This window comes from Streptomyces sp. NPDC048825 (genome assembly GCF_043198355.1).
Classification (GTDB): domain Bacteria; phylum Actinomycetota; class Actinomycetes; order Streptomycetales; family Streptomycetaceae; genus Streptomyces; species Streptomyces xiangluensis.
In genome coordinates this window covers 283,542-304,522 of the sequence record NZ_JBICUR010000006.1, presented here as the reverse complement: position 1 = coordinate 304,522, position 20,981 = coordinate 283,542, and the positions used below count along the sequence as shown (strand labels likewise).

The window sequence follows — 20,981 nt, the reverse complement described above, 5'->3', positions numbered from 1 at the left end:
CGCCTCGTAGACACGCCTCGCAAAGGAGCGAGTGGATGTTCACGCAACGCAGGCGGAACACGGCGGTGGCTCTCGCCGCCTTCCTGACGACCCTGACCGCTCTGGCCGCGGCACCTGCCGAAGCCCAGGTGGACCGCGGTGCCGTACACCCTTCTCTGCGCCCGCACTTGGCGGCGTACTACGACTTCGAGCACCCGGTGCGCGGCAACCCGGCGAAGGAGCGGGACCAGGGTTTCTCGCGCACGGACATCGACCTGGTGGGCGGCGGTGCGGCGATGCGCACGCGGGACGGGGCGCACCGGGGCAGCCGGATCTCGCTCCAGGTGCGGCAGGTGAACCCGGATGCGGCCGGCAACGACGACTGGAAGGCGGGCGTGTACGGGGCCTCGGGTGTGCCGAGCCTGCGGGCCTTCAACGCCGCCAAGGGGATCACCGTCATGGGCTGGTTCAAGTCGACCGGTCCGAACCCGGGCCGGAACAGCAACACGGCCGCCCCGGACGACCACTACAGCGCCGTCGGCCTGGCAGGCGTGCTGTCCGGGGACTCCGACGGTCACGCGGTCCGCGGCCTGCTGGAGATCATCGAGGTGAACGGCGAACTGCGGCTGGTCGCCCTCGGCCGGCGCATCGACGGGGCGAGCTCCCAGACCTTCGCCGCGTCCGGGGACTGGCGGACCCTGCTGCCGGACGGTGAGTGGGTGTTCCTCGCCGCGACCTTCGACTTCGACACCGGAGCCATGGCGCTCTACCGCAACGGGCAGCGGCTGGACGGTTTCTACACCGTCCCCGGCGACCCCTGGGACCTCTCGGGACCCGGGCCGCACCGTGCCTCACCGACCGATCCCCGCGGCATCAAGATCGGCGGCAGCTTTCCGCAGAACACCGGCGAACGCAATCCCTGCGACTGCCGCATGGACAGCTTGATGTTCCTCGACCGTGCCGTGGACGGCGACCGGATACGGGCTCAGTACCACCTGTCGAACTCCGGCCGGCGCTGAGCGCACCAAAGGAGTGATACCGATGACCACATCCACCGGCGTCAGACCGAGACCTCTCGTACTGGCCCCTCTCCTCGTCCTCTCCCTACTGCTGTCGGCCCTCGTCATCCTGCCCGGCACGGCGCACGCCGCGGCCGAGCCCATCACCGACCCCATCCCCGAGCGGCCCGCCACTTCCGGCATCGGGCTGACCGTCGAGGAGTACGCCTCCTTCCCGAAGACCGAGCCGCCGCCCGGCCCGGTCACCGATCCACGGCTGGTACGGCAGGCCCGCATCAACTACTTGAGCGAACTCCCCGACGGTTCGGGCCGGATGGCCGTCCCCGACCTCAACGGCAAGCTGTATCTCGTCGAGGACGGCGGCAGCCCGCAGGTCTATCTCGACATCGCGGCCACCTTCGGCCCCGCGTTCTTCGCCAGCCGTGGCCTCGGCCAGGGCTTCGGGTTCGTGACCTTCGACCCCGGCTTCAAGCGCAACGGCCGCTTCTACACCGTCCACACCGAACTGGCCTCCGCCACCACCGCCGTACCCGACTTCCGGCAGCAGGCGGCGACCAACTACCACGGCATCATCACCGAGTGGACCGCAGACGACCCCTCGGCCGACACCTTCCAGGGCAGCCGTCGCGAAATCCTGCGCATCGGCTTCGCGGGCACGATCCACGGCATCCAGCAGATCGACTTCAATCCCAACGTCCGGCCCCACAACCCCGATTACGGACTCCTCCATGTCGCCGTCGGCGACGGCGGCCAAGGCGTCAGGAACACCGAGCCGCAGGACCTCTCCCTCCCCCACGGCAAGATCCTGCGCATCGACCCACGCGGCACGAACAGCGCCAACGGCAAGTACGGCATCCCGGCGCGGAACCCGTTCACCCGCACCCCCGGCGCACTGGGCGAGATCTACGCGTACGGCATGCGCGACCCGCACCGCTTCAGCTGGGACACCGGTGGCAGCCGGCGCATGTATCTCGGTCACATCGGACAGCACGCCGTCGAATCCGTCTACGAGGTGCGCGCGGGCGACAACTTGGGCTGGAGCGAACGCGAAGGCGCGTTCGTCTTCGACAAGACGGCCGCCGACCCCTGCGACCAGATGCTTCCGCTCCCCGAGGACGACGAGAAGTACGGCTACACCTATCCCGTCGCCGCCTACGACCACGACCCGCCCGCCGACTGGAACTGCACCTCCGACGTGGGCCGCGCCATCGTGGGCGGCTTCGTCTACCGCGGCCACGACCTGCCCGAGCTGCGCGGCAAGTACGTCTTCGGGGACATCGTCGACGGCCGTCTGCTCTTCGCCGACGCCTTGGACATGCGGCGCGGGGAGAAGGAACTGGCCCAGCTCTACGACCTGATGCTGTACGACGCGAGCGGCAAGCGCGTCACCATGCGGGACCTGGCCGGGGACACCCGGGTGGACCTGCGCTTCGGACAGGACGCGGACGGTGAGCTGTATCTGCTCTCCAAGGCCAACGGCAAGATCTGGAAGGTCACCGGGACCCGGATGTTCGCCTCCTGCGACACGGGCGGCTCCTCGCTTCGCCATGTCATGGCCGGACGGAACTGGGCTCCTGTCACCCCGTCGAAGTGGCGGTTCCCGGGCCACGAGGCCGTCCTCGCCGAGCCCGGGGTCCAGCGGCCCGGCCCGCGCCGCCCCTTCGAGTACGCCGTACTGACCGCGGGCCCGGCGGCTCTGGGCTCCGTACGGATCGACGCCGAGGTGCGGATCGACACCCCCGTCGAGGTCACCAACCGGGACGTGATCATCGTCTTCGACTACCAGTCGGACACGAAGTTCGCCTACGCCCATCTGTCGACGGACAACACCATCTATCCGCACAACGGCATCTTCGTGGTCAACGACACCGACCGGCTCCGGATCGAGGACCAGTGGAACGGCAGGACGGGCGCCCCACCGGCCATCACCGACAGCGACTGGCACAAGGTGCGGGTGGTGCGCTGCGCGAGCAGCGGTGAGATCGCGGTATACGTCGACGGCTCGAAACGTCCGCTGATGACCGCCGTCGACTCCACGCTCGCCTCCGGCAGGGTGGGCTTCGGATCGTTCGACAACATCGGGAGGCTTCGCGACCTGAAGGTCTCGTACCGCTGACCCTCGTACCGCTGAGTCTCGTACCGCTGAGTCTCCTGCCGTTGAGGGATGAGGGGCCTCGGTCTCAGACCGGGCCGAGGCCCTTCCCGCCCAGGCGTTCCAGGTCGGAGGGGCGGACCTGGATGACCACGACGGCGATCAGTGCGGCGAGCACGGCGAAGATCGCCGCCATGATGAAGGCGGCCGAGACGCCGGCGGTGAGGACCTCGTCGGCCCAGGGCGGCGGGAGGTCCCCGGTGCGCTCGAACCGCAGGCGCTCGGCCGGGGTCGCCTGCTCCAGGAAGCGCGGAACCTGCTTGTCCGCCTCGTTGCGGCTGGCCGTCCCGAACATCGTGACCAGGATGGACAGGCCCAGCGAGCCGCCGACCTGCTGGGTGGCGTTGAGGAGTCCGGAGGCGGCGCCGGTCTCGTGCGTGGCGACGTTGGAGAGCGCCATGAGGGTGAGCGAGACGAACTCCATGCCCATCCCCAGGCTGAAGACCAGGATCGGGCCGAGGACGCTGCCCGCGTAGGTGGAGTGGACGTCGGTCAGAGTCAGCCACGCAAGGCCCGCCGCCGCCAGGATCCCGCCCACGACCATGAAGGGCTTGGGGCCGTATCTGGGCAGGAACCGCGAGGCCAGCCCGGCGCCGATCGCGATGACCGCGCTGACCGGCAGGAAGGCGAGACCGGTCTGCAGCGGGCTGAAGCCCAGCACGTTCTGCGTGAAGAGCGTGAGGAAGAAGAACATGCCGAAGATCGCGGCGGCCAGGCACAGCATCATTCCGTAGGTGCCCGCGCGGTTACGGTCGGCGAACATGTGCAGGGGCGTGATCGGCTGTCTGGATTGCCTCTCGATCAGGATGAACACCGTGAGGATGACGACGGCCGCCGCGAACGAGGCCACCGTGAGCCCGTCCCGCCAGCCGTCCTGTGCGGCCCTGATGAATCCGTAGACCAGCAGCACCATGCCCACGGTGGAGGTCAGCGCGCCGGCGATGTCGAAGTGGCCGGGGTGGCGTTCGGACTCCCTGATCCAGCGGGGTATGGCGAGGGCGATGAGCAGCCCGATCGGGACGTTGACGAAGAGCACCCACCGCCAGTTCAGCCACTCGACGAGAAGTCCGCCCGCGAGCAGGCCGATGGCTCCGCCGCCCGCCGAGACCGCGGCGAACACCCCGAATGCCCGGTTGCGTTCGGGGCCTTCGCGGAAGGTCGTACTGACCAGGGAGAGGGCGGTCGGGGACGCGATGGCACCACCGACGCCCTGGAGGGCGCGCGCGGCGAGGAGTTGGCCGGCGTTCTGCGCGAGCCCGCCGAGCAGCGAGGCGAGCACGAAGAGCAGCACGCCGAAGATGAAGACGCGCCGCCTGCCGAGGATGTCACCGGTCCGGCCGCCGAGCAGCAGCAGCCCGCCGAAGGTGAGCGTGTACGCGTTGACCACCCAGGACAGGCTGGTGGTGGAGAACTCCAGAGAGCGCTGAATGTGTGGCAGCGCGATGTTCACGATGGTGATGTCCAGGACCACCATCAGCTGACACGAGGCGATGACCAGCAGAGCCATCGCGTTTCCGCCACCGCCGGGTTCCTTGGTGGTGGCCTGCGCTGAAGAGGCCGGCTGCGGGCTGCTGGTCATGGCGTGTCGCACCCCCGGAGGTCGAACCCTCGCGAGGGATCAGCGAGCGGTTCCGTCCACTCCTGCTTCCACCGTTCGACGGTACGCCCGTGGCGGGGGCGTCACCACTCGATCAACGTCATGGCCGCACGGCCGCCCACGTGATTCTCAAGTGAGTCCGTTTGTCAGGGACCGTTGGCTGTCGTCCCTGGCCATGGGTTTCAGGTCGGCTGCCGTCTCGCCCTTCACCCAACTCAGGTTGCGCTCCGAAGACTTGAGGCCACTGGACCGGCTCAGGTCGCACGCGCCCTTCACGGCCGGCGGCCGGGCCGACGCCGACCTGTGAATCCAAACCGTCCGGCTCGCTGCCGCGGGACAGCGGTTCCGTCACGGTGCCGAGCATTCCGGGTCGTCGACGATCACCGCGTTCGCCGGAATGATCACGACGTCTTCGCTGTCCTCCGCCTGCTCGAACCTTGTGGTGGCGTAGCCCCGCTTGCCGTCCCCGACACACTTCGTGGCGAGGTTTCCGAAACCGTCCGGGAAGTTGTAGACCTCCGCCGCGGTGTCCTCGCCCGCCTTTCCCTTCACCGGGGCGTCGCCCTTGCCACGCTTGTCGTCGTACTCCTGGGAGCAGCCGGTGAGCAGGACGGCAAGCAGCAGCGCACCGCAGGTGGCGACCCCCGCTTGCGTTGGCCGCAGGCGGCGCTGCACAGGCCGCAGGCGGCGCTTCCCCGACTGCGGCCCTGCCGTCATGCTCAGCCCGCGCATGTTTTGTCCTCGACGATCTGGACGTTGGACGGAGCGCCGGCGTTCGTCGTGACATACGCGCGGAAGCCGTGCCCCACGCACTTGGTGGCGAGATTCCCGAAGCCGTCCGGCATGTTGTACACCTCGGCAGGGCTGTCGTCACCCTTGCGGCCCTGCACCGGGGCGTCGCCCATGCCACGCTTGTCGTCGTCCTGAGAACAGCCCACAAGAAGGCTTCCCGCAGTCAGCGCCAGGGCCGCGGCCCAGACCGATGCTCGTACACGCCTCATCAGAAGTCCCCCGTACCGGCAAGTCGGATGGTGTCTCTGAAGACAGCGCGTGGCCTGGTCCGGTTCCCCTGTTGGTCTGGTGGGTCTCCGCGAGCGTGATGCGTGGAACGGCTAATCGTCCGAGACGCGTACGAGGGCGAGCGTGATGTTGTCGGGGCCGCCTGCCTCGATGGCGGCCTTCCACAGCTCGAAGACGGCCCGGACGTCGTCGTACTCCCGCAGCAGGCCGTCGAGGACGTTGTCCGGCAGTGGGTCGGTCAGTCCGTCGGTGCAGATGAGATACCGGTCGCCTGGCGCCAGGCGCGAGGTCGTCAGGTGAGGGGTGACTTCGCGGTACCTCAGGGCGCCGCCGAGCGACTGTGTCAGCCGGGAGGTGGTGCGCTGCCCCGGTTCGAGCGGCGGGTTGTCGTCCACGCTCACCTGGCGCAGTCCGTCCTGCGGGGCGGCGAAGACCCGGCTGTCGCCCACGTTGAACGCCAGCAGCGATTCGGGCATCACGACCACACCTGCGACGGTTGTGCCCATGGTGGCGAGATCGTCGCCGTGGACGCCTGCCGCTTCGTAGATCTCACGATTGCACGTGCGCAGCTCATCACGGACGGCGTCCTCGCTGTTCAGGACAGAGCCTGTCACCGCGAGTCGGTGGGTGACGAGAGCACTCGCCACCTCGCCCCCGGGATGCCCGCCCATGCCGTCGGCGACCGCTACGACCAGTGGTGTACCCAGCGCGAACACCAGCGTCTGCGGATTTTCCGTCACGGTGCAGGGCAGCGTCCACGGGCCGACGACAAGGCTGTCCTCGTTCCGGTCGCGGATCAGCCCGGGATGGCTCAACGCGCTCACAACGACGTGCGGCACCGCATGCCACCGCCTTCATTGGCCATGGTCGCTTCGAGGAACGGTGCGTCACGCACCAGGCGCGCGGTACTCGACTTTCTGACGGACCGCCTCGTCGATCTCGTCGGGCGACAGCAGGACGACCGTGCTCGTGCGTACGCCACCGGCCGCCGACGCGACCAGACCCATGGCCGCGGCAGAGACGTTGCTGGGCAGGTCCACGGTGAGGTAGACGTCTTCGTCGCCGAAGGCCCAGTACATCGACTCGATCCGGCCCCCGAGGCTCTGAACCATGCGATCGACGACCTCGCGACGCGCAGTACCGCCCTCCTTGAGCAGGCCCTGCAGTCCATCGACGGCCAACTTGACCTTGAAGAGGTATTTCGACATCGGATCGGCCTTTCACTTACGTCCGGTACATCCTGTTGATTATGTTTCCTCCACATCCTCCTTGCGTGGTGCGCCCTCCGTCGCCGGAAGGGCCGCCATACGGCTTACTGCCGCCCGACCGAGGCTCCTGCTGCCGTGGCCCAGGTCACGCCGATGGACTTAGGGTTCTTGTGTGAAGGCCTTCCCGCGGGCGGAGCTGCGGCGCGATCTGGCCGGTGTCGTGTACGTGCCTGCCGCGCAGGACCCCGACCGGCTCGGAGCGGCGCTGCACGCCGAGGGCGCGCTCGTCGCGCTGAAGGTGCGGTACGGCGGATCCGATCCGGAGCGGGCTCCCTGGCTCGTTGCCGCGCGCCCCTTTCCGCTCGGGCCGGATCTGACACGGCAACTCGAGCGGCTGGGGGCGGCCGTCTTCGCGCTGTGCGACACGGCGCAGGACCTGTACGCGGAGGGGGATCCACACGTCCGGGCCGCTCTGGACATCGGTGTGCCCGAGGATCTGCGCGGTCGCGACCTGGACCGTCGCATCGAGTTGTTCCGGCTCGATGTCGTCGTGAGCCGGAGCGTGCCGCGGGTGACGGAGATCGAGGAGGCCTTCGGCAACGTCGGAAAGATGCACGCCCTCGAGCGGGCGTACGGCGTAGGTGCCGGCGAGCTGTTCCGGGCCTTCCACCGGCGCGGAATCGAGCGGATCTGGATGGACGACCAGTACCCGACGTACCGGGCGGAGAACGAACTCGCCGCCCGCCGCATGCGGGAGCAGTTCGGCCGCCCGGTGGATGTGGAGTTCTTCTCCCGCTTCCGTGACGACGGGCGCAGGGGCTGGCGTTTCTGCTACGTCAAGGAGCTGCGGCAGTACGGGGAGCGACTCCGCCGGGAGATCTTCGCGGCGGCGGAGCGGCTGATCAACCCGCTGTTCCACGGCTTCGGCACCAAGGCCCTGCTCTCACTGGTCTGGGACCCTGCCCTGGAGTCCGCGATCGCCGGGCGGCTCGGTGCACAGACCATGACCGTGCTCCGCACATGCGTCCCGCGGTCGCAGGTGCTGCCGGCCAGGCCCGATCCGGCGCTTGTCGAGCAGTTCAAGGCGTGCGGCCGCGAGAAAGTGCTGAAGGTGATCGACTCCGACGCCTCGGAGTTCACCTGGGGAAGCCGGGGGGTCTTCTTCGGCGACCACTCGGCCGGCCGCTGGCGCAGCGCGCTGGACGCAGCCGCTGCCGGCCAGATCCCGGGTCGCCCCGATGCCACCGGCTCCCGTTTCGTGCTCGGTGACCTGGTCGAAAGCGACCGGTTCGATGTCGAGTTCCTCCACCCCCACAGCAGGCAGCTGTGCCTACTGCCGAGGGCGCGTATTCGCCTGACCCCGATCTACGCCCGAGAGGGGCACGGCAGCGAACTCCTGGGCGGCCACACCACGTTCGTCAACACCAGCCGCAAGGTGCACCTGGGCCACCATGCCGTCTGCACGCCTTTCGTCCCCTCCTTCACGCAGGCCTGACGCCGCCGACACCGCGTCGTGCGGGCACGGTCCGGCACGGACCGCGCCCGCACGATGTCATCCAGCCGCGCGGCGGTCAGCCGCCGACGGCTCCCGGCACCTCTTCCGTGACGCCGTTCAGTTCAGAGGACGGATCACTGCCGTACGGGCGGGTGATGACCTCCAGGCCGTGTCCGGCCGGATCCGGGAAGTACACGCCCCGCCCGCCGTCGTTGCGGTTGATCCGGCGCGGGTGCTTGCCTTGCGGGTCGCCCTGGATCGGAACCTCCGCCGCCACGAGGCGCCCGAGCACCTGGTCGAACTCCTCCTCGGAGACGAGGAACGCGTAGTGCTGCATGGGGATGTCGATGTCGACTGTCGCGAAGTCCAGCGTGACGCCGTTGGCGGTCGTCACCGGCAGGAACATCCCGGCCGGCTCACCGACCTCAAGGCCCAGGATCTCGGCCAGGAAATGAGCGGACTTCTCCCGGTCACGGGTGAGAACGATGGTGTGGTTGAACTCGACTGACACTGGTCAATGCCTCCACGGGCATCTCGCGGCACCTCCATGCCTCACCCGGCCGGTGACCGACACGCGATGCCGCGCCAGAGATCGTAGGCACCCTTCTCCGGCCGCGTCGAGCGGTTTTCGGTCGGCTGACACCGCTCTTCGGACGGCCGACGGCTCCCTGGGCACTTCCCCGAAAAGATCTCCATCAGTTGGTCCGGGAGGATTCCCTGCTCGTTCATTTGGTGGCGGACTGATCGTTTCTGCGCGGCATCTGCCCACCAGTTGGCCAGGAAGAGTTGGTCCAAAGGATCCTTACCGTCCCCCGCCAGGGGCCCTACTGTCCCGGTGACCAGTCGGCGGCGCTCAACGAACCATCGTTCGCTCTTCTTTGACGAAGGAGTAGCTGTGGAACGTCGCAACTTCCTGCGCGGTGCCGTGATCGGCACCTCGGCCGCCGTCTTCGGCGGCACCCTCATGCGCGGCGCCGCTTACGCGGCCCCCGCCCAGAACGGCACCAGCCCGTACGGCGGTCTGCTGGCCGCCAACGCCAACGGGATCATGCTGCCGGCGGGCTTCACCAGCAGAGTCATCGCCCGCTCCAGCCAGACCGTCCCCGGCACTTCGTACACCTGGCACAACGCCCCCGATGGCGGCGCCTGCTTCGCCGACGGCACGGGCTGGATCTACGTCTCCAACTCGGAGGTCACCCCCGGTGGCGCCGGCTCGATCTCCTTCAACTCCTCGGGCGCCATCACCGGAGCCCGACGCATCCTGTCGAACACCCGCAACAACTGCGCGGGCGGCGCCACCCCGTGGGGCACCTGGCTGTCCTGCGAGGAGGTGTCCCTCGGCTTCGTCTACGAGACCGACCCGAAGGGCGTGAATGCCGCGGTCCGCCGCGACGCGATGGGCAAGTTCAAGCACGAGGCCGCCGCAGCCGACCCGGTCCGCAAGGTCATCTACCTGACCGAGGACGAGTCCAACGGCTGCTTCTACCGGTTCATCCCGAGCACCTGGGGCAACCTGTCCTCCGGCACCCTCCAGGTGCTGAAGGCCGGCACCGGCACCTCCGGCTCCTTCACCTGGGCGAACGTGCCCGACCGGGACGGCTCGCCGACCGTGACGCGCGACCAGGTCTCCGGCGCCAAGCGGTTCAACGGCGGCGAAGGCTGCCACTACGCGAGCGACACCGTCTGGTTCACCACCAAGGGCGACAACCGCGTCTGGCAGCTCAACCTGCTCAACAGCACCTACGAACTGGCCTACGACGACAGCCTGGTCACCAACGGCACCGCGCCGCTGACGGGCGTGGACAACGTCACCGGCAGTTCCTCGGGCGACCTGTTCGTCGCCGAGGACGGCGGCAACATGGAGATCTGCATCATCACCCCCGACGACATCGTGGCCCCCTTCCTGCGGATCACCGGCCAGTCCAGCTCGGAGATCTGCGGCCCGGCCTTCTCGCCCGACGGAAAGCGGCTGTACTTCTCCAGCCAGCGCGGTACGAGCGGCAGCTCCTCCGGCGGTATCACCTACGAGGTGACCGGCCCGTTCCGTACCACCGCCTGACAGCGCCTTTAGCGGTTGGGGCGGCGTGCAGAAGGCACCGCCCCAACCGTCACCGGCCTGCCCCTGAGGCACCAAGGAGAGATCCGGTACGCGCTGCCGGACACCTAGCACCCAAGATCCACCTGTGACCCTGGGTTACCGTTCCTGGGGACTGAGCAAGAGTGAGCCCGACTCAGCCGCACGCCCCGAACGGTCTTGGGCGCACTGGTCCCCGGCGTACTCAGCCCCGGGGCGGCGACACGCATCCTGTGCGTGGTCCGGACCCGGGAGGCCGGTTCCCTGTGCGACCTGGCCAGGTGGGTACGGCCAGTGGCGACGGGGAGGCCCCGAACCATCTCTCTGGTGGAGCGGGGGCCCTGCACGCTGGCGCCGTATCCGGCGTCCCAGATCGCGCGATCACGTTAACCCGGATGGCCCAGGGCGCCGCAAGCCGGGCCGATCATCACCCAATCGAGCTAAACCGACCTTGTGTGCGCTCCTCGACGAGCAGTTGCCAGCCCCTCACGTCACGTAAAGTCATAGCCAGGGGTACGAGATCAGAGGGGGTCGAATTGGCGCTGGAGCCGGTGCGGTTCGCGGTTCTGGGGCCGGTCCGGGTTCGGCAGGCGGGGGTGGAGCTGACGCTGGGGCGTCCCCAGGAACGGGCGCTGCTGGCACTGCTGTTGGTGCGGGCCGACCGACCGGTCTCCGTGAACGAGATCGTCGATGTGGTGTGGGGCCGACGCCCGCCGGACCATGCGGTCAATGTGATTCGCCGTCATGTCGGCTCGCTGCGGCGACTGTTGGAGCCGGGGTTGCCCACCCGTGTGGTCGGCCGCTGGCTGATGCGGGAGGCGGGCGGCTATCGGCTGGCGACCGACGGAGACTCGCTGGATCTCCTGCGCTTCCGCGGGCTCCGGGACGCGGCTCGGCAAGCCGTGGCGGACGAGTCGCCCATGCGAGCCGTCGAACTCCTCACCGAGGCGCTGGCCTTGTGGCAGGGGCCGGTCGCCGCCGGGATCCCGGCGGAGGTCCGTGAGCGGGCGGGGTTCGGTTCGGTCGACCGCGAGCGTGTGGCCGCCGTGCGGGAGGCGGCCGGCGCGGCGCTGCGCGCCGGTGTGCCGGACGCGGTCCTGGCCGAACTCCAGGAAGCCGCCGAAGGCCACCCGTTGGACGAGCCGCTGCAGGCCAGGCTGATCCTCGCCCTGGCGGCCACCGGGCGGCGGCCCGAGGCGCTGACCACGTATCAGACCACCTGCACCCTGCTCGCCGACGAGTTGGGCATCGACCCGGGGCCCGAACTGCGTGACGCCCACCGCGTGGTACTGCTCGAGACACCCCCCACAGCCACCGCCCCGGACACCCCCGCTCCTGCTCCCGCTACGGCCTCCTTACCGGCGCCCGCCCAACTCCCCCACGACCTCCTGACGTTCACCGGCCGCCGTACCGAACTGGACGAGGTACTGGCGCTTCCGGTGAGCGACCACGACGAGCAACGGAAACAGCGATCCGCCGGCACCGTCGTCATCACCGCCCTCGGCGGCATGGCCGGCATCGGCAAGACCACGCTCGCCGTGCACTGGGCCCATCGCGTCGCCGACCGGTTCCCCGACGGGCAGCTCTATGTCAATCTCCGGGGCTTCGACTCGTCGGGCGCGGTCACGAGCGCGGGCGAGGCCGTCCGCGCCTTCCTGGACGCGCTGGGCGTGCCGCCCGAGCGCGTCCCGCACGGGGTGGACGCGCAGGCGGCGCTCTACCGGAGTCTGCTGGCCGGACGGCGGTTCCTCGTGCTGCTGGACAACGCGCGCGACACCGATCAGGTACGGCCGCTGCTGCCCGGCACGCCCGGCTGCCTCACCATCGTCACCAGTCGCCATCAGCTGTCCGGGCTGGTGTCCGCGCACGGGGCCCATTCGCTGACCCTGCGTCCGCTCGACGCCGAGGAGGCGTGGGCATTCCTCGCCCGCCGGCTGGGCGCCGAGCGGCTCGCCGGAGAGTCCCTTGCTGTGGCCGAGATCACCGCCCTGTGCGGCGGGCTGCCCCTGGCCCTGGCCTGTGTCGCGGTCCGCTCGGCCGCCCATCCGCACTTCCCGCTCTCGGCCATCGCGGCCGAACTGCGCGAGGCGCACGGCAGCCTCGACGCCTTCAGCCGGACCGACACCTCCGCGAACGTCGGCGCGGTCATCTCCTGGTCCCTGGGCGCCGTCTCGCCCGGGGCGGCCCGCCTCTTCCGGCTGCTCGCCCTGCACCCCGGCCCGGACATCTCCGTACCGGCCACGGCGGCCCTCGCCGAACTCCCCGTACGGGAAGCGCGGTTGCTCCTGGCCGAACTCGCCGACGTCCACCTCGTGGGCGAGCACGCGCCCGGGCGGTACGCGTTTCACGACCTGCTGCGCGCCCATGCCGCCGAACTCGTACGCGCCCACCACCCGGAGACCGAACGCCGGGCGGCCACCGACCGCCTGTACGCGCACTACCTGCACACCGCCCACACCGCCGGCCTGCTGATCGCGCCGCAGGCCGACCCGCTGCCGCCGGGGCCGGCCCCGGCGGGAGTCACCGCCGAACGGCTCTCCGACGACGCGCAGGCGCTGACCTGGCTCACCGCGGAGTACCCGGTGCTGCTCGCCGTGATCAACGCGGTCGCACAGCACGTCAGCCCCGTCCCGCACGCCGCTCACGACCAACTCGCCTGCCTCCTGGCCTGGTCCTTGGAACCCTTCTTCGACCGGCGCGGCCACTGGCACGACTGGGCCGCCGCCCAGCGCACCGCGCTCGACGCCGCGCTGCGCCTTGCCGATCCCGTCTGGGAGGCGCGAGGCCTGCGCGGACTGGCCCGGGCGGAGGGGCGGCTTGGCCTGCACGACCGGTCCCGGCCCCGACTCGACCGCGCCCTGGAGCTGTTCACCGAGTTGGGGGACGGCATCGGGCGGGCCAACACCCACCGCAGCCTCGGCTGGGAGTGCGACCAGCGGGGCGACCTCGCCGGTGCCCTGCGCCACAACCAGCTGGCCCTGGAGCTGTTCCGGGACAGCGGCCACCGGGCCGCGCAGGCAGGCGTCCTCAACTCCGTCGGCTGGTACCACGCGTTGCTCGGCGAGTACCGGCAGGCCCTGAGCCACTGCTTCCAGGCCCTGTCCCTGCTCCAGGAACTCGGCGACCGGTACGGGCAGGCCGGTACCTGGGACAGCATCGCCTACGCCCATCATCACCTCGGCCGCCACCCGCACGCACTCCTCGGCTACCGCAACGCGCTCACCCTCTACGAGGAGTTGGACGTGCCGTATCTGAAGGCCTTCACTCTCGTCCACATCGGCGACACCCATCACGCGATGGGCGACGAGGACAGGGCCCGTGGGGCCTGGCAGCGAGCTCTGGCCGTCTTCACCTCCCTCGGCCACTCCGACGCCGACGACGTACGGGCCCGGCTGCGGGGTCAAAGTGAGAGGCGCAGCTCATGACGGCGCTGCCCCGGGTTGGAGTGATGCGGTTCGAGGTACTGGGGCCCCTGCGAGTGTGCCGGGAGGAGAGTGAGCTTGATCTCGGGTTTCCTCAGCAGCGGGCCCTGCTGGGCCTGCTCGTGGTGCAGGCGGGCCGGCCCGTGCCGGTGAGCGAGATCGTCGACGTGCTGTGGGCCGAGCGGCCGCCCGCCAGCGCGATGAACGTGGTACGCCGTTACGCCGGTTCGCTGCGGCGGCTGCTCGAACCCGGGCTGCCGCCCCGGGCGCCAGGCCGCCGGCTGCTGCGCCGTGCCGCCGGCTATCTGCTGGAGGCGGACGAGGACGAGGTGGATCTGCTGCGGTTCCGCGCCCGTACCCGAGAGGGCAAAAGGGCCGCGGCCACCGGGCGGCCCGAGGTGGCGCTGCTGCACTTCACCCAGGCACTGAGCGGCTGGCGCGGTCCGGTGGCGATGGGGATCCCCGCGCCGGTGCGGCGGCATGCCCTGTTCGCCGCGGTGGAACGCGAACTCGTCGACACGACCCGGATGTCGGCCGACGCGGCACTGCTGTGCGGCCGCAGCGAACAGGTCCTGCCAGGGCTTCGCCGGGCCGCCGAACTCGACCCCATGGACGAGTCGTTGCACGCCCGGCTCGTCATGGCGCTGGCCGCCTCCGGACTGCAGGCGGAGGCGCTGGCCGCGTACGAGGACGTACGACGGCTGCTGGCCGAGGAGTTGGGAGTCCCACCCGGCGCCGAACTGGCCGCGGCGCACACCCGGGTGCTCCGCCAGGAGCTGCGGCCGGTGACCTCCGACCGGGCGAAGGAGTCGACGCCGCCCGAACCGCCGGCGCCCTTCGACGCTGCGCTCGCCGACGGGCCGGGCCTCTTCGCCGGCCCCGCCACGCCGGTCCGCCACGTCCCGCCCACGCATCAGCCGCCCGACCCACCCGACCCGTTCGCCCGACCCGCCCAGCTCCCGCCCGGCCTGGCGGTCTTCACCGGCAGGCGGGACGAGCTGAGCACCCTGCGGGGCATCACCGGCGCCGCGTCGGCTGACGGCAGGGCGCCGGCGACCGTACTGATCAGCGGAATGGCGGGCATGGGAAAGACCACGCTCGCGGTCTACTGGGCGCATCGGGTCGCCGACCGGTTCCCGGACGGTCAGCTCTACGTCGAGCTGCGGGGGTTCGACCCCGCCAGGGCGCCCCTGGACCCCGCTCAGGCGCTGCGCGGGATGCTCGCAGCGCTCGGTGTGCCGCCCGGCCGCATGCCGGGGAGCACGGACGCGCTCGCCGGCCTGTACCGCAGTCTGCTGACCGGCCGACGGCTGCTCGTCCTGCTCGACGACGCGGCCGGCACCGAGCAGGTAAGGCCGCTGCTGCCCGCCTCGCCGGGCTGTCTGACACTGGTCACCAGCCGCAACGGGCTGCCCAGCCTGATCGCTTCGGGTGCCCTTCCGCTGCGCCTCGATCTGCCGTCGGCCGCGGACGCGCGGGCCTCGCTGGCCCTGCGCACCGGATCCGAACGCCTGGCCGCCGAGCCCGCGGCGGCCGACGAGATCATCGCGCGCTGCGGGCGGCTGCCGCTGGCGCTGGCCATCGTGGCCGCCCGCGCGGTCAGCCGCCCGGACTTTCCGCTGGCGGCCATCGCCACCGAACTGCGGCACTCCCGGGCGAGTCTCGACGCCTTCGCCGGGCCGGGCGGGGCCGCCGACGCCCGCGCCGCCTTCACCGCCTCCTACCGGTGTCTGCCGCCCGAGAGCGCACGGCTGTTCCGTCTGCTGTCCCTTCACCCCGGCCCGGATCTCGCCGTGGAGGGGGCCGCCGCCCTCGCCGGCCTGCCCGCCCGCCGCACCCGGCGGATCCTCGACGAACTCGCCGACGCCCACCTGCTCACCGAGCACACGCCGGGCCGCTACGCCCCGCACGACCTGCTGCGCGCCTTCGCCGCCGAACTCACCCGGGCGCACGACTCCACGGCGGAGCGCCGGGCCGCACGGCAGCGGCTGCTCGACCACTCGTCGTACGTCGGCGGCGGCGGCGTCGGCGACCTCGAGGCCTGAGGCGAGGCACCCGCACAGACTCCGGGGAAGGCCCGAAAGCGCTGTCACTTCGTCGTCACACTTTTTACACATCCTCCTTCCTACGCTCCGAGCGCAGTGAATGACGGTTGTTGGCAAGCCTCGGAGGCAGCGACAGATGACGTCCGACATCAGCACCATCGGAGTCGAGGGCGGCGAGCGGCGGGTGTGCCGGATGCTCATGGGCCTCGACATCGTCGTCTCCGACGAGACGCCCGCCCGGCTGCCCGGTGAGGGGCTGCCCAGGCCCGCAGCGCACCGGCTGCTCGCCCGGGACAGCGGCGAGTACCTCTTCGTGGGCATACGAGGCGGCTCCGCGGATCCCGCCGTACGGCGGCCCCCGGACGTCCTCCTCGCACCTGGAGACATCTGCTTCTACGACGCCCGCCGGCCTCCCACGCCGGATTTCCCGGAGCAGGTCCGCCTCAAGGTCTTCCTCGTGCCGCGCGAGTCGCTGGGGCTGGAGGAGTGCGACGTACAGCAGGTCGTGACGGCTCCGGTGGCCCGGACCTCCCGGCTGGGCACGCTGCTGTCGCCGTTCCTGTCGGAACTCGCCGACACGGCCGCCTCGTCCCCGCCCCAGGTCGGCGAGATGCTCGCCTGGAACGCCGTGAACCTGCTGGCCACACTCGCCACCGAGCAGCTGGGCAGGGACGCGACGGGTACGCCCGACGCCCCGTCACCGCTGATGTCACGGATCCTGCGCCACATCGATCTGCATCTGGCCGACGCGGGCCTGTCGCCCGAGGCGATCGCCGGTGCCCATCACATCTCGGTGCGGTACCTGCACAAGCTCTTCCAGGACGAGGGCACGACGGTCGGCCGGTGGATCCAGCGCCGCCGGCTCGAGGAGTGCCGGCGCGACCTGTTACTCGGCATCCGGGGCCGGCGGACCATCGCGGCGGTCGCCGGCCGCTGGGGCTTCATGAGCGCCACGCACTTCAGCCGGGTGTTCCGGGCCGCGTACGGCATGTCTCCGAGCGAGTGGCGGGACACCGCGGGGCCGGGGGGCGCGGCCGCTGAACGCGGTGGACGCGGTGGACGCGGAGACGCGGTGAGCGTCAGACCGATACGGCCGAGTGTCCCGGCAGCGCACTGAATTCACGCCGACAGTGCACCACCGGTGCACTGCCTCCTGCGGCACCCCTTTTCCGTGCGCTGTGGGATCACTTCCGGTGCGCTCCTGGGCCATTTGCGTCGGCCTCGCGGTTTTAGCGTGCTGATCGACGCCCCCCGGCACATCACCCACGAACACCACCCACGAAACATCAGGAGAACCACATGTCCGATGCCGTCGAGCCGGTTCAGCCGGTGCTGGAGCCGGCGGCAGCCGCCTTCGTGGAGGCGACCGCCAATCCGCCGTACCTCTTCGAGCTGCCGCCGGCCGAGGGCCGCAAGGCGGTCGACGAGGTGCAGTCCGGCGAGATCGAGAAGCCCGCCGTCGACGAGGAGTGGATCACCGTCCCGGGCGGCCCGACGGGCGGCATCCGGGCCCGTATCGTCAAACCCGCCGGCGCCGAGGGGACGCTCCCGGTGATCCTCTACATCCACGGCGCGGGCTGGGTGTTCGGCAACGCTCACACCCACGACCGCCTGGTGCGCGAACTCGCCGTGGGCGCGAACGCGGCCGTGGTCTTCCCCGAGTACGACCTCTCCCCCGAGGCCCGCTACCCGGTCGCCATCGAGCAGAACTACGCGGTCGCCCGCTGGATCGTCGAGCAGGGCGCCGCCAAGAACCTCGACGGTTCCCGGCTGGCGGTGGCCGGTGACTCGGTGGGCGGCAACATGAGCGCCGCGCTGACCCTGATGGCCAAGCAGCGCGGTGACGTGCCCCTGGTCCAGCAGGTGTTGTTCTACCCGGTCACCGACGCGAGCTTCGACACGGGCTCGTACCACCAGTTCGCCACGGGTTACTTCCTGCGCCGCGACGGCATGCAGTGGTTCTGGGACCAGTACACGACCGACGAGGCCGAGCGCGCCGAGATCACCGCGTCGCCGCTGCGGGCGACCACCGAGCAGCTCACCGGTCTGCCCCCGGCACTGGTCATCACGGGCGAGGCGGACGTCCTGCGCGACGAGGGCGAGGCGTACGCCAACAAGCTGCGCCAGGCCGGTGTGCCGGTCACGGCCGTCCGTTTCCAGGCGATCATCCACGACTTCGTGATGCTCAACGCCCTGCGCGAGACCCACGCCGCCCAGGCCGCCATCACGCTGGCCACCGGCACGCTGCGCTCCGCGCTGCACGGCCACTGACCCGGCGCCCCGTACTCACACAACCGAGGGAGAAGAACCCACCGATGCCCACCACCCCCACCGCCGTTCTCGTGCACGGCGCGTTCGCGGACGCCGCCAGCTGGTCCGGCGTCGTCGCGGAGCTGCAGAACTACGGCATCCCCGTGGTGGCGCCGCCCAACCCGCTGCGCGGCCTGGCGTCGGACGCCGCGTACATCGCGTCCGTGGCGTCTCAGATCGACGGCCCGGTCGTGCTGGTCGGCCACTCCTACGGCGGCGCCCTCATCACCGTGGCCGGCACCACGGAGAACGTGGTCGGTCTGGTCTACGTCGCCGCCTACGTCCTCGAAGAGGGTGAGAGCCTCGGTGAGCTGCAGGGCCGCTTCCCGCTCTCGCCGCTGGTCAGCAACCTCAAGGAGTGGACGTACCCGGTCGAGGGCGCGGAGCCCTCGGTCGAGGTCGCCATCAAGGCCGAGGCGTTCCCGGAGATCTTCGCCGCGGACGTTCCGACCGCCGTCACCAAGGTCCTCGCGGCGGCCCAACGCCCGCTCGCCGCCGCGGCGTTCGAGGAGACCGCCGCCGCGGCCGCGTGGCAGACCAAGCCCTCCTGGGCGCTGGTGGCCGGCGCGGATCAGGCGATCAACCCCGAGGTGGAGCGCTTCGGCGCGAAGCGGGCCGGGGCGACGGTCGTCGAACTCGAGGGCGCCTCGCACGCGGTGGCGGTGTCCCAGCCGAAGGAGGTCGCCGACCTGATCCGCGACGCGGTTCGCGCGACGACTGGCTGACGAGGCGGCAGTCGGCGCGGACGGACTCCGGTATGGCGTCCGTCCGCGCCGCCTGCCTTCTTCAACGGCGCGACATCGCGACCACTCCGACCAGCGCCGCCGGCGCACACCGGCGGCAAGAGCGGCGCCGGGAACAGGCGGCCACCAGAACCACTGCCGCGTCGGTCAGCAAGTTGCCACGAAGGTCAGTACACGAAGGTCAGTACATGTAGCGACTTACGGTCTCCGGGTGGATGACGAGACGAACCTGGTCTGCGGCCAGGATCCCGGCGAGGTCGTCGGCGCGGGCCGGGTCGTCGAGGTCCCAGTAGCGAGCGGCCAGGCGGGCGCACAGGTCGTGTGCTCCGTCGGGTTCCACCGTGGTGCGGCCGGCGACCGACAGCCAGCGCTCGCGTTCCCCGACTGGGGCGGCGACAACGATCGAGGCGCGGGGGTCGCGGCGTAGGCGCCGCACTTTGAGCGAGTCCGGGTCCGTGAACAGTTGGATCGTGCCCGCGGCAGTGGCCTCGAACCACACCGGCCGGGGCTGTGGCGGGAGCGGCCCTCCGGCCACGGACAGGAACCCGTGCAGGGGACGTCGGAGAAACTCGAGGTCCTGGGTGGTCAGCGAACTGGCGTCGGCGCTCATCACAGCCCTTCCGATAGGCGAGGGGGAATGGTTCCGAGGTCATTGAAAAGCGTCAACTCGGACGAGCCCATAGGCAAGAAGCCGGATTGCCTGTGTATTCGTCTAACCTCGCTGAGGTGGACGTGTTCAGTGACCTGATCCGCGGGGTGCGAGCCCACGGCTCGTTGTTCGGCAGCTCGACCCTGACTTCGCCCTGGGCGCTGCACTTCGTGGACGGCGCGCCGCTGACCCTGTGCACCGTCCTCACCGGGGCGGGCTGGATCGTGCCGGAGCACGGCCCGCCCGAGCCGCTTCGCGCCCGCGAGACGATCGTCGTGCGCGGCCCGTCGACGTTCACCTTCGTCGACGAGGTCGACACCTCGGCCGAACCGATCGCGTGCGGCGAGCACTGCGCGACGCCCGAGCAGGGCGGGACCCGGCACCGGCGCGGCTGGTGCGACCGCGGCGGGGACGCCGGTGACGGCCGCGGTGCGACGACCCTGATCGTCGGCGCCTATCCAGTGCGGGGCGAGATCAGCCGCCGACTGCTGGACGCGCTGCCCGTCGTGCTGCGCGTGGGCGCCGGGGGCACGGCTGACGCCGTGCTGGACCACGTCGCCGCCGAGGTCGCCGTCGACACTCCGGGCCAGCAGGTAGTACTCGACCGGCTGCTGGACTGGATGCTGGTGTGCACGCTGCGCGAGTGGTTCGACCGGCCCGGCGGCGAGCCGCGGGCCTGGTGGGCCGCCCAGCAGGACCCGGTGGTCGGCGATGCGCTGCGCCTGCTGCACGCCGAACCGGCGGCGCCCTGGACGGTCGCCGCGCTGGCCGAGCACACCGGTGTCTCGCGTTCCACGCTGGCCAAGCGGTTCGCCGACCTGGTTGGCGAACCGCCGCTGACCTACCTCACCCGCTGGCGCATGACGCTCGCCGCAGACCTACTGGTCGAGCAGGAGGAGGCAACCGTCGCGGACATTGCCCGGACCGTGGGTTACTCCGACCCGTTCGGGTTCAGCGCAGCGTTCAAACGGGTCCGAGGCACCAACCCAAGCGAGTTCCGGCGCACCGCGAACACTGCCTCCCGGGCGGCCGAGCGGCACGTTCCAGCCCGCACCGGCCCGGCCGGCTCGAACCCTGAACCAGGCGTGAGCCGACCCTTGAAGCCCGAGGCCGCCGCCACCAGTTGATCGGAACTCCGATCGGCGATGGAGACGCGCGGCCGAGCATGACCCCACCGCACTCCGCACACCGCACACCGCACACCGCACACGGGATCTTTGCTTTTGCCGCTTGCCGACGATGACGATGACGATGACGATGACGATGAC

At 70.5% G+C, this 20,981-nt stretch carries 17 protein-coding genes; 10 read left to right on the top strand and 7 right to left on the bottom strand.

Going from position 1 to position 20,981, the window contains the following annotated elements; genetic code table 11:
• Nucleotides 1–35: 35 nt before the first annotated feature.
• Both ACGFNK_RS17680 and ACGFNK_RS17675 read left to right on the top strand, forming a co-directional pair.
• Nucleotides 36–998, top strand: coding sequence for a hypothetical protein (locus ACGFNK_RS17680; protein ID WP_393416765.1), 963 nt, complete (start codon nucleotides 36–38; stop codon nucleotides 996–998).
• 22 nt (nucleotides 999–1,020) lie between these two features.
• Nucleotides 1,021–3,114 (top strand): PQQ-dependent sugar dehydrogenase, encoded by a 2,094-nt coding sequence (locus ACGFNK_RS17675; protein ID WP_393416763.1) that lies wholly within the window; start codon nucleotides 1,021–1,023, stop codon nucleotides 3,112–3,114.
• A gap of 64 nt (nucleotides 3,115–3,178) precedes the next feature.
• On the opposite strand, the gene ACGFNK_RS17670 is transcribed toward ACGFNK_RS17675, so the two are convergent.
• The 5 genes from ACGFNK_RS17670 to ACGFNK_RS17650 form a co-directional block, all read right to left on the bottom strand.
• Nucleotides 3,179–4,729, bottom strand: coding sequence for an MFS transporter (locus tag ACGFNK_RS17670; protein ID WP_393416761.1), 1,551 nt, complete (start codon nucleotides 4,727–4,729; stop codon nucleotides 3,179–3,181).
• Between the two features lie 366 nt (nucleotides 4,730–5,095).
• Entirely contained in the window at nucleotides 5,096–5,479 is a 384-nt protein-coding gene (locus ACGFNK_RS17665; protein ID WP_393416759.1) for a hypothetical protein, read from the bottom strand.
• Nucleotides 5,467–5,748: a hypothetical protein gene (locus ACGFNK_RS17660; protein ID WP_393416757.1), complete on the bottom strand. Its 282-nt coding sequence runs from the start codon at nucleotides 5,746–5,748 to the stop codon at nucleotides 5,467–5,469. The genes ACGFNK_RS17665 and ACGFNK_RS17660 overlap by 13 nt, the downstream gene beginning before the upstream one ends.
• A 111-nt stretch (nucleotides 5,749–5,859) precedes the next feature.
• The gene (locus ACGFNK_RS17655) at nucleotides 5,860–6,606 is read right to left on the bottom strand and encodes a PP2C family protein-serine/threonine phosphatase (protein WP_393416755.1); all 747 of its coding nucleotides are present in this window, start codon (nucleotides 6,604–6,606) and stop codon (nucleotides 5,860–5,862) included.
• A gap of 48 nt (nucleotides 6,607–6,654) precedes the next feature.
• On the bottom strand, nucleotides 6,655–6,975 hold the full coding sequence (locus ACGFNK_RS17650; RefSeq protein WP_386336451.1) for a GYD domain-containing protein: 321 nt from the start codon (nucleotides 6,973–6,975) through the stop codon (nucleotides 6,655–6,657).
• Nucleotides 6,976–7,147: 172 nt separating this feature from the next.
• On the opposite strand from ACGFNK_RS17650, the gene ACGFNK_RS17645 reads away from it, so the two are divergent.
• Complete coding sequence (locus ACGFNK_RS17645; RefSeq protein WP_393416753.1) at nucleotides 7,148–8,470, top strand: hypothetical protein; 1,323 nt, start codon at nucleotides 7,148–7,150, stop codon at nucleotides 8,468–8,470.
• Between the two features lie 76 nt (nucleotides 8,471–8,546).
• Here the strand turns inward: ACGFNK_RS17645 and ACGFNK_RS17640 are convergent, their stop codons facing one another.
• On the bottom strand, nucleotides 8,547–8,981 hold the full coding sequence (locus ACGFNK_RS17640) for a VOC family protein (RefSeq protein WP_393416751.1): 435 nt from the start codon (nucleotides 8,979–8,981) through the stop codon (nucleotides 8,547–8,549).
• Between the two features lie 384 nt (nucleotides 8,982–9,365).
• Between ACGFNK_RS17640 and ACGFNK_RS17635 the strand changes: the two genes are divergently transcribed.
• The 6 genes from ACGFNK_RS17635 to ACGFNK_RS17610 all read left to right on the top strand — a co-directional run bounded on the left by ACGFNK_RS17635 (nucleotide 9,366) and on the right by ACGFNK_RS17610 (nucleotide 19,046).
• Nucleotides 9,366–10,529 carry an alkaline phosphatase PhoX gene (locus ACGFNK_RS17635; protein ID WP_393416749.1) on the top strand — a complete coding sequence of 388 codons (1,164 nt, stop codon included), beginning with the start codon at nucleotides 9,366–9,368 and terminating at the stop codon, nucleotides 10,527–10,529.
• Between the two features lie 551 nt (nucleotides 10,530–11,080).
• Nucleotides 11,081–13,969 carry a BTAD domain-containing putative transcriptional regulator gene (locus ACGFNK_RS17630; protein ID WP_393416748.1) on the top strand — a complete coding sequence of 963 codons (2,889 nt, stop codon included), beginning with the start codon at nucleotides 11,081–11,083 and terminating at the stop codon, nucleotides 13,967–13,969.
• Nucleotides 13,966–16,011 (top strand): BTAD domain-containing putative transcriptional regulator, encoded by a 2,046-nt coding sequence (locus ACGFNK_RS17625; protein ID WP_393416746.1) that lies wholly within the window; start codon nucleotides 13,966–13,968, stop codon nucleotides 16,009–16,011. The genes ACGFNK_RS17630 and ACGFNK_RS17625 overlap by 4 nt, the downstream gene beginning before the upstream one ends.
• 136 nt (nucleotides 16,012–16,147) lie before the next feature.
• Entirely contained in the window at nucleotides 16,148–17,128 is a 981-nt protein-coding gene (locus tag ACGFNK_RS17620) for a helix-turn-helix domain-containing protein (protein ID WP_393416744.1), read from the top strand.
• Nucleotides 17,129–17,310: 182 nt separating this feature from the next.
• Nucleotides 17,311–18,282: an alpha/beta hydrolase gene (locus ACGFNK_RS17615; protein ID WP_393416742.1), complete on the top strand. Its 972-nt coding sequence runs from the start codon at nucleotides 17,311–17,313 to the stop codon at nucleotides 18,280–18,282.
• A 44-nt stretch (nucleotides 18,283–18,326) separates the two neighbouring features.
• A complete protein-coding gene (locus ACGFNK_RS17610) occupies nucleotides 18,327–19,046 on the top strand; it encodes an alpha/beta fold hydrolase (RefSeq protein WP_393416740.1) in 720 nt (239 codons plus the stop codon).
• 199 nt (nucleotides 19,047–19,245) lie between these two features.
• Here the strand turns inward: ACGFNK_RS17610 and ACGFNK_RS17605 are convergent, their stop codons facing one another.
• Nucleotides 19,246–19,674, bottom strand: a complete 429-nt coding sequence (locus ACGFNK_RS17605; protein ID WP_393416738.1) for a pyridoxamine 5'-phosphate oxidase family protein — start codon at nucleotides 19,672–19,674, stop codon at nucleotides 19,246–19,248.
• 116 nt (nucleotides 19,675–19,790) lie between these two features.
• On the opposite strand from ACGFNK_RS17605, the gene ACGFNK_RS17600 reads away from it, so the two are divergent.
• Complete coding sequence (locus tag ACGFNK_RS17600; protein ID WP_393416736.1) at nucleotides 19,791–20,840, top strand: AraC family transcriptional regulator; 1,050 nt, start codon at nucleotides 19,791–19,793, stop codon at nucleotides 20,838–20,840.
• Nucleotides 20,841–20,981 lie beyond the last annotated feature (141 nt).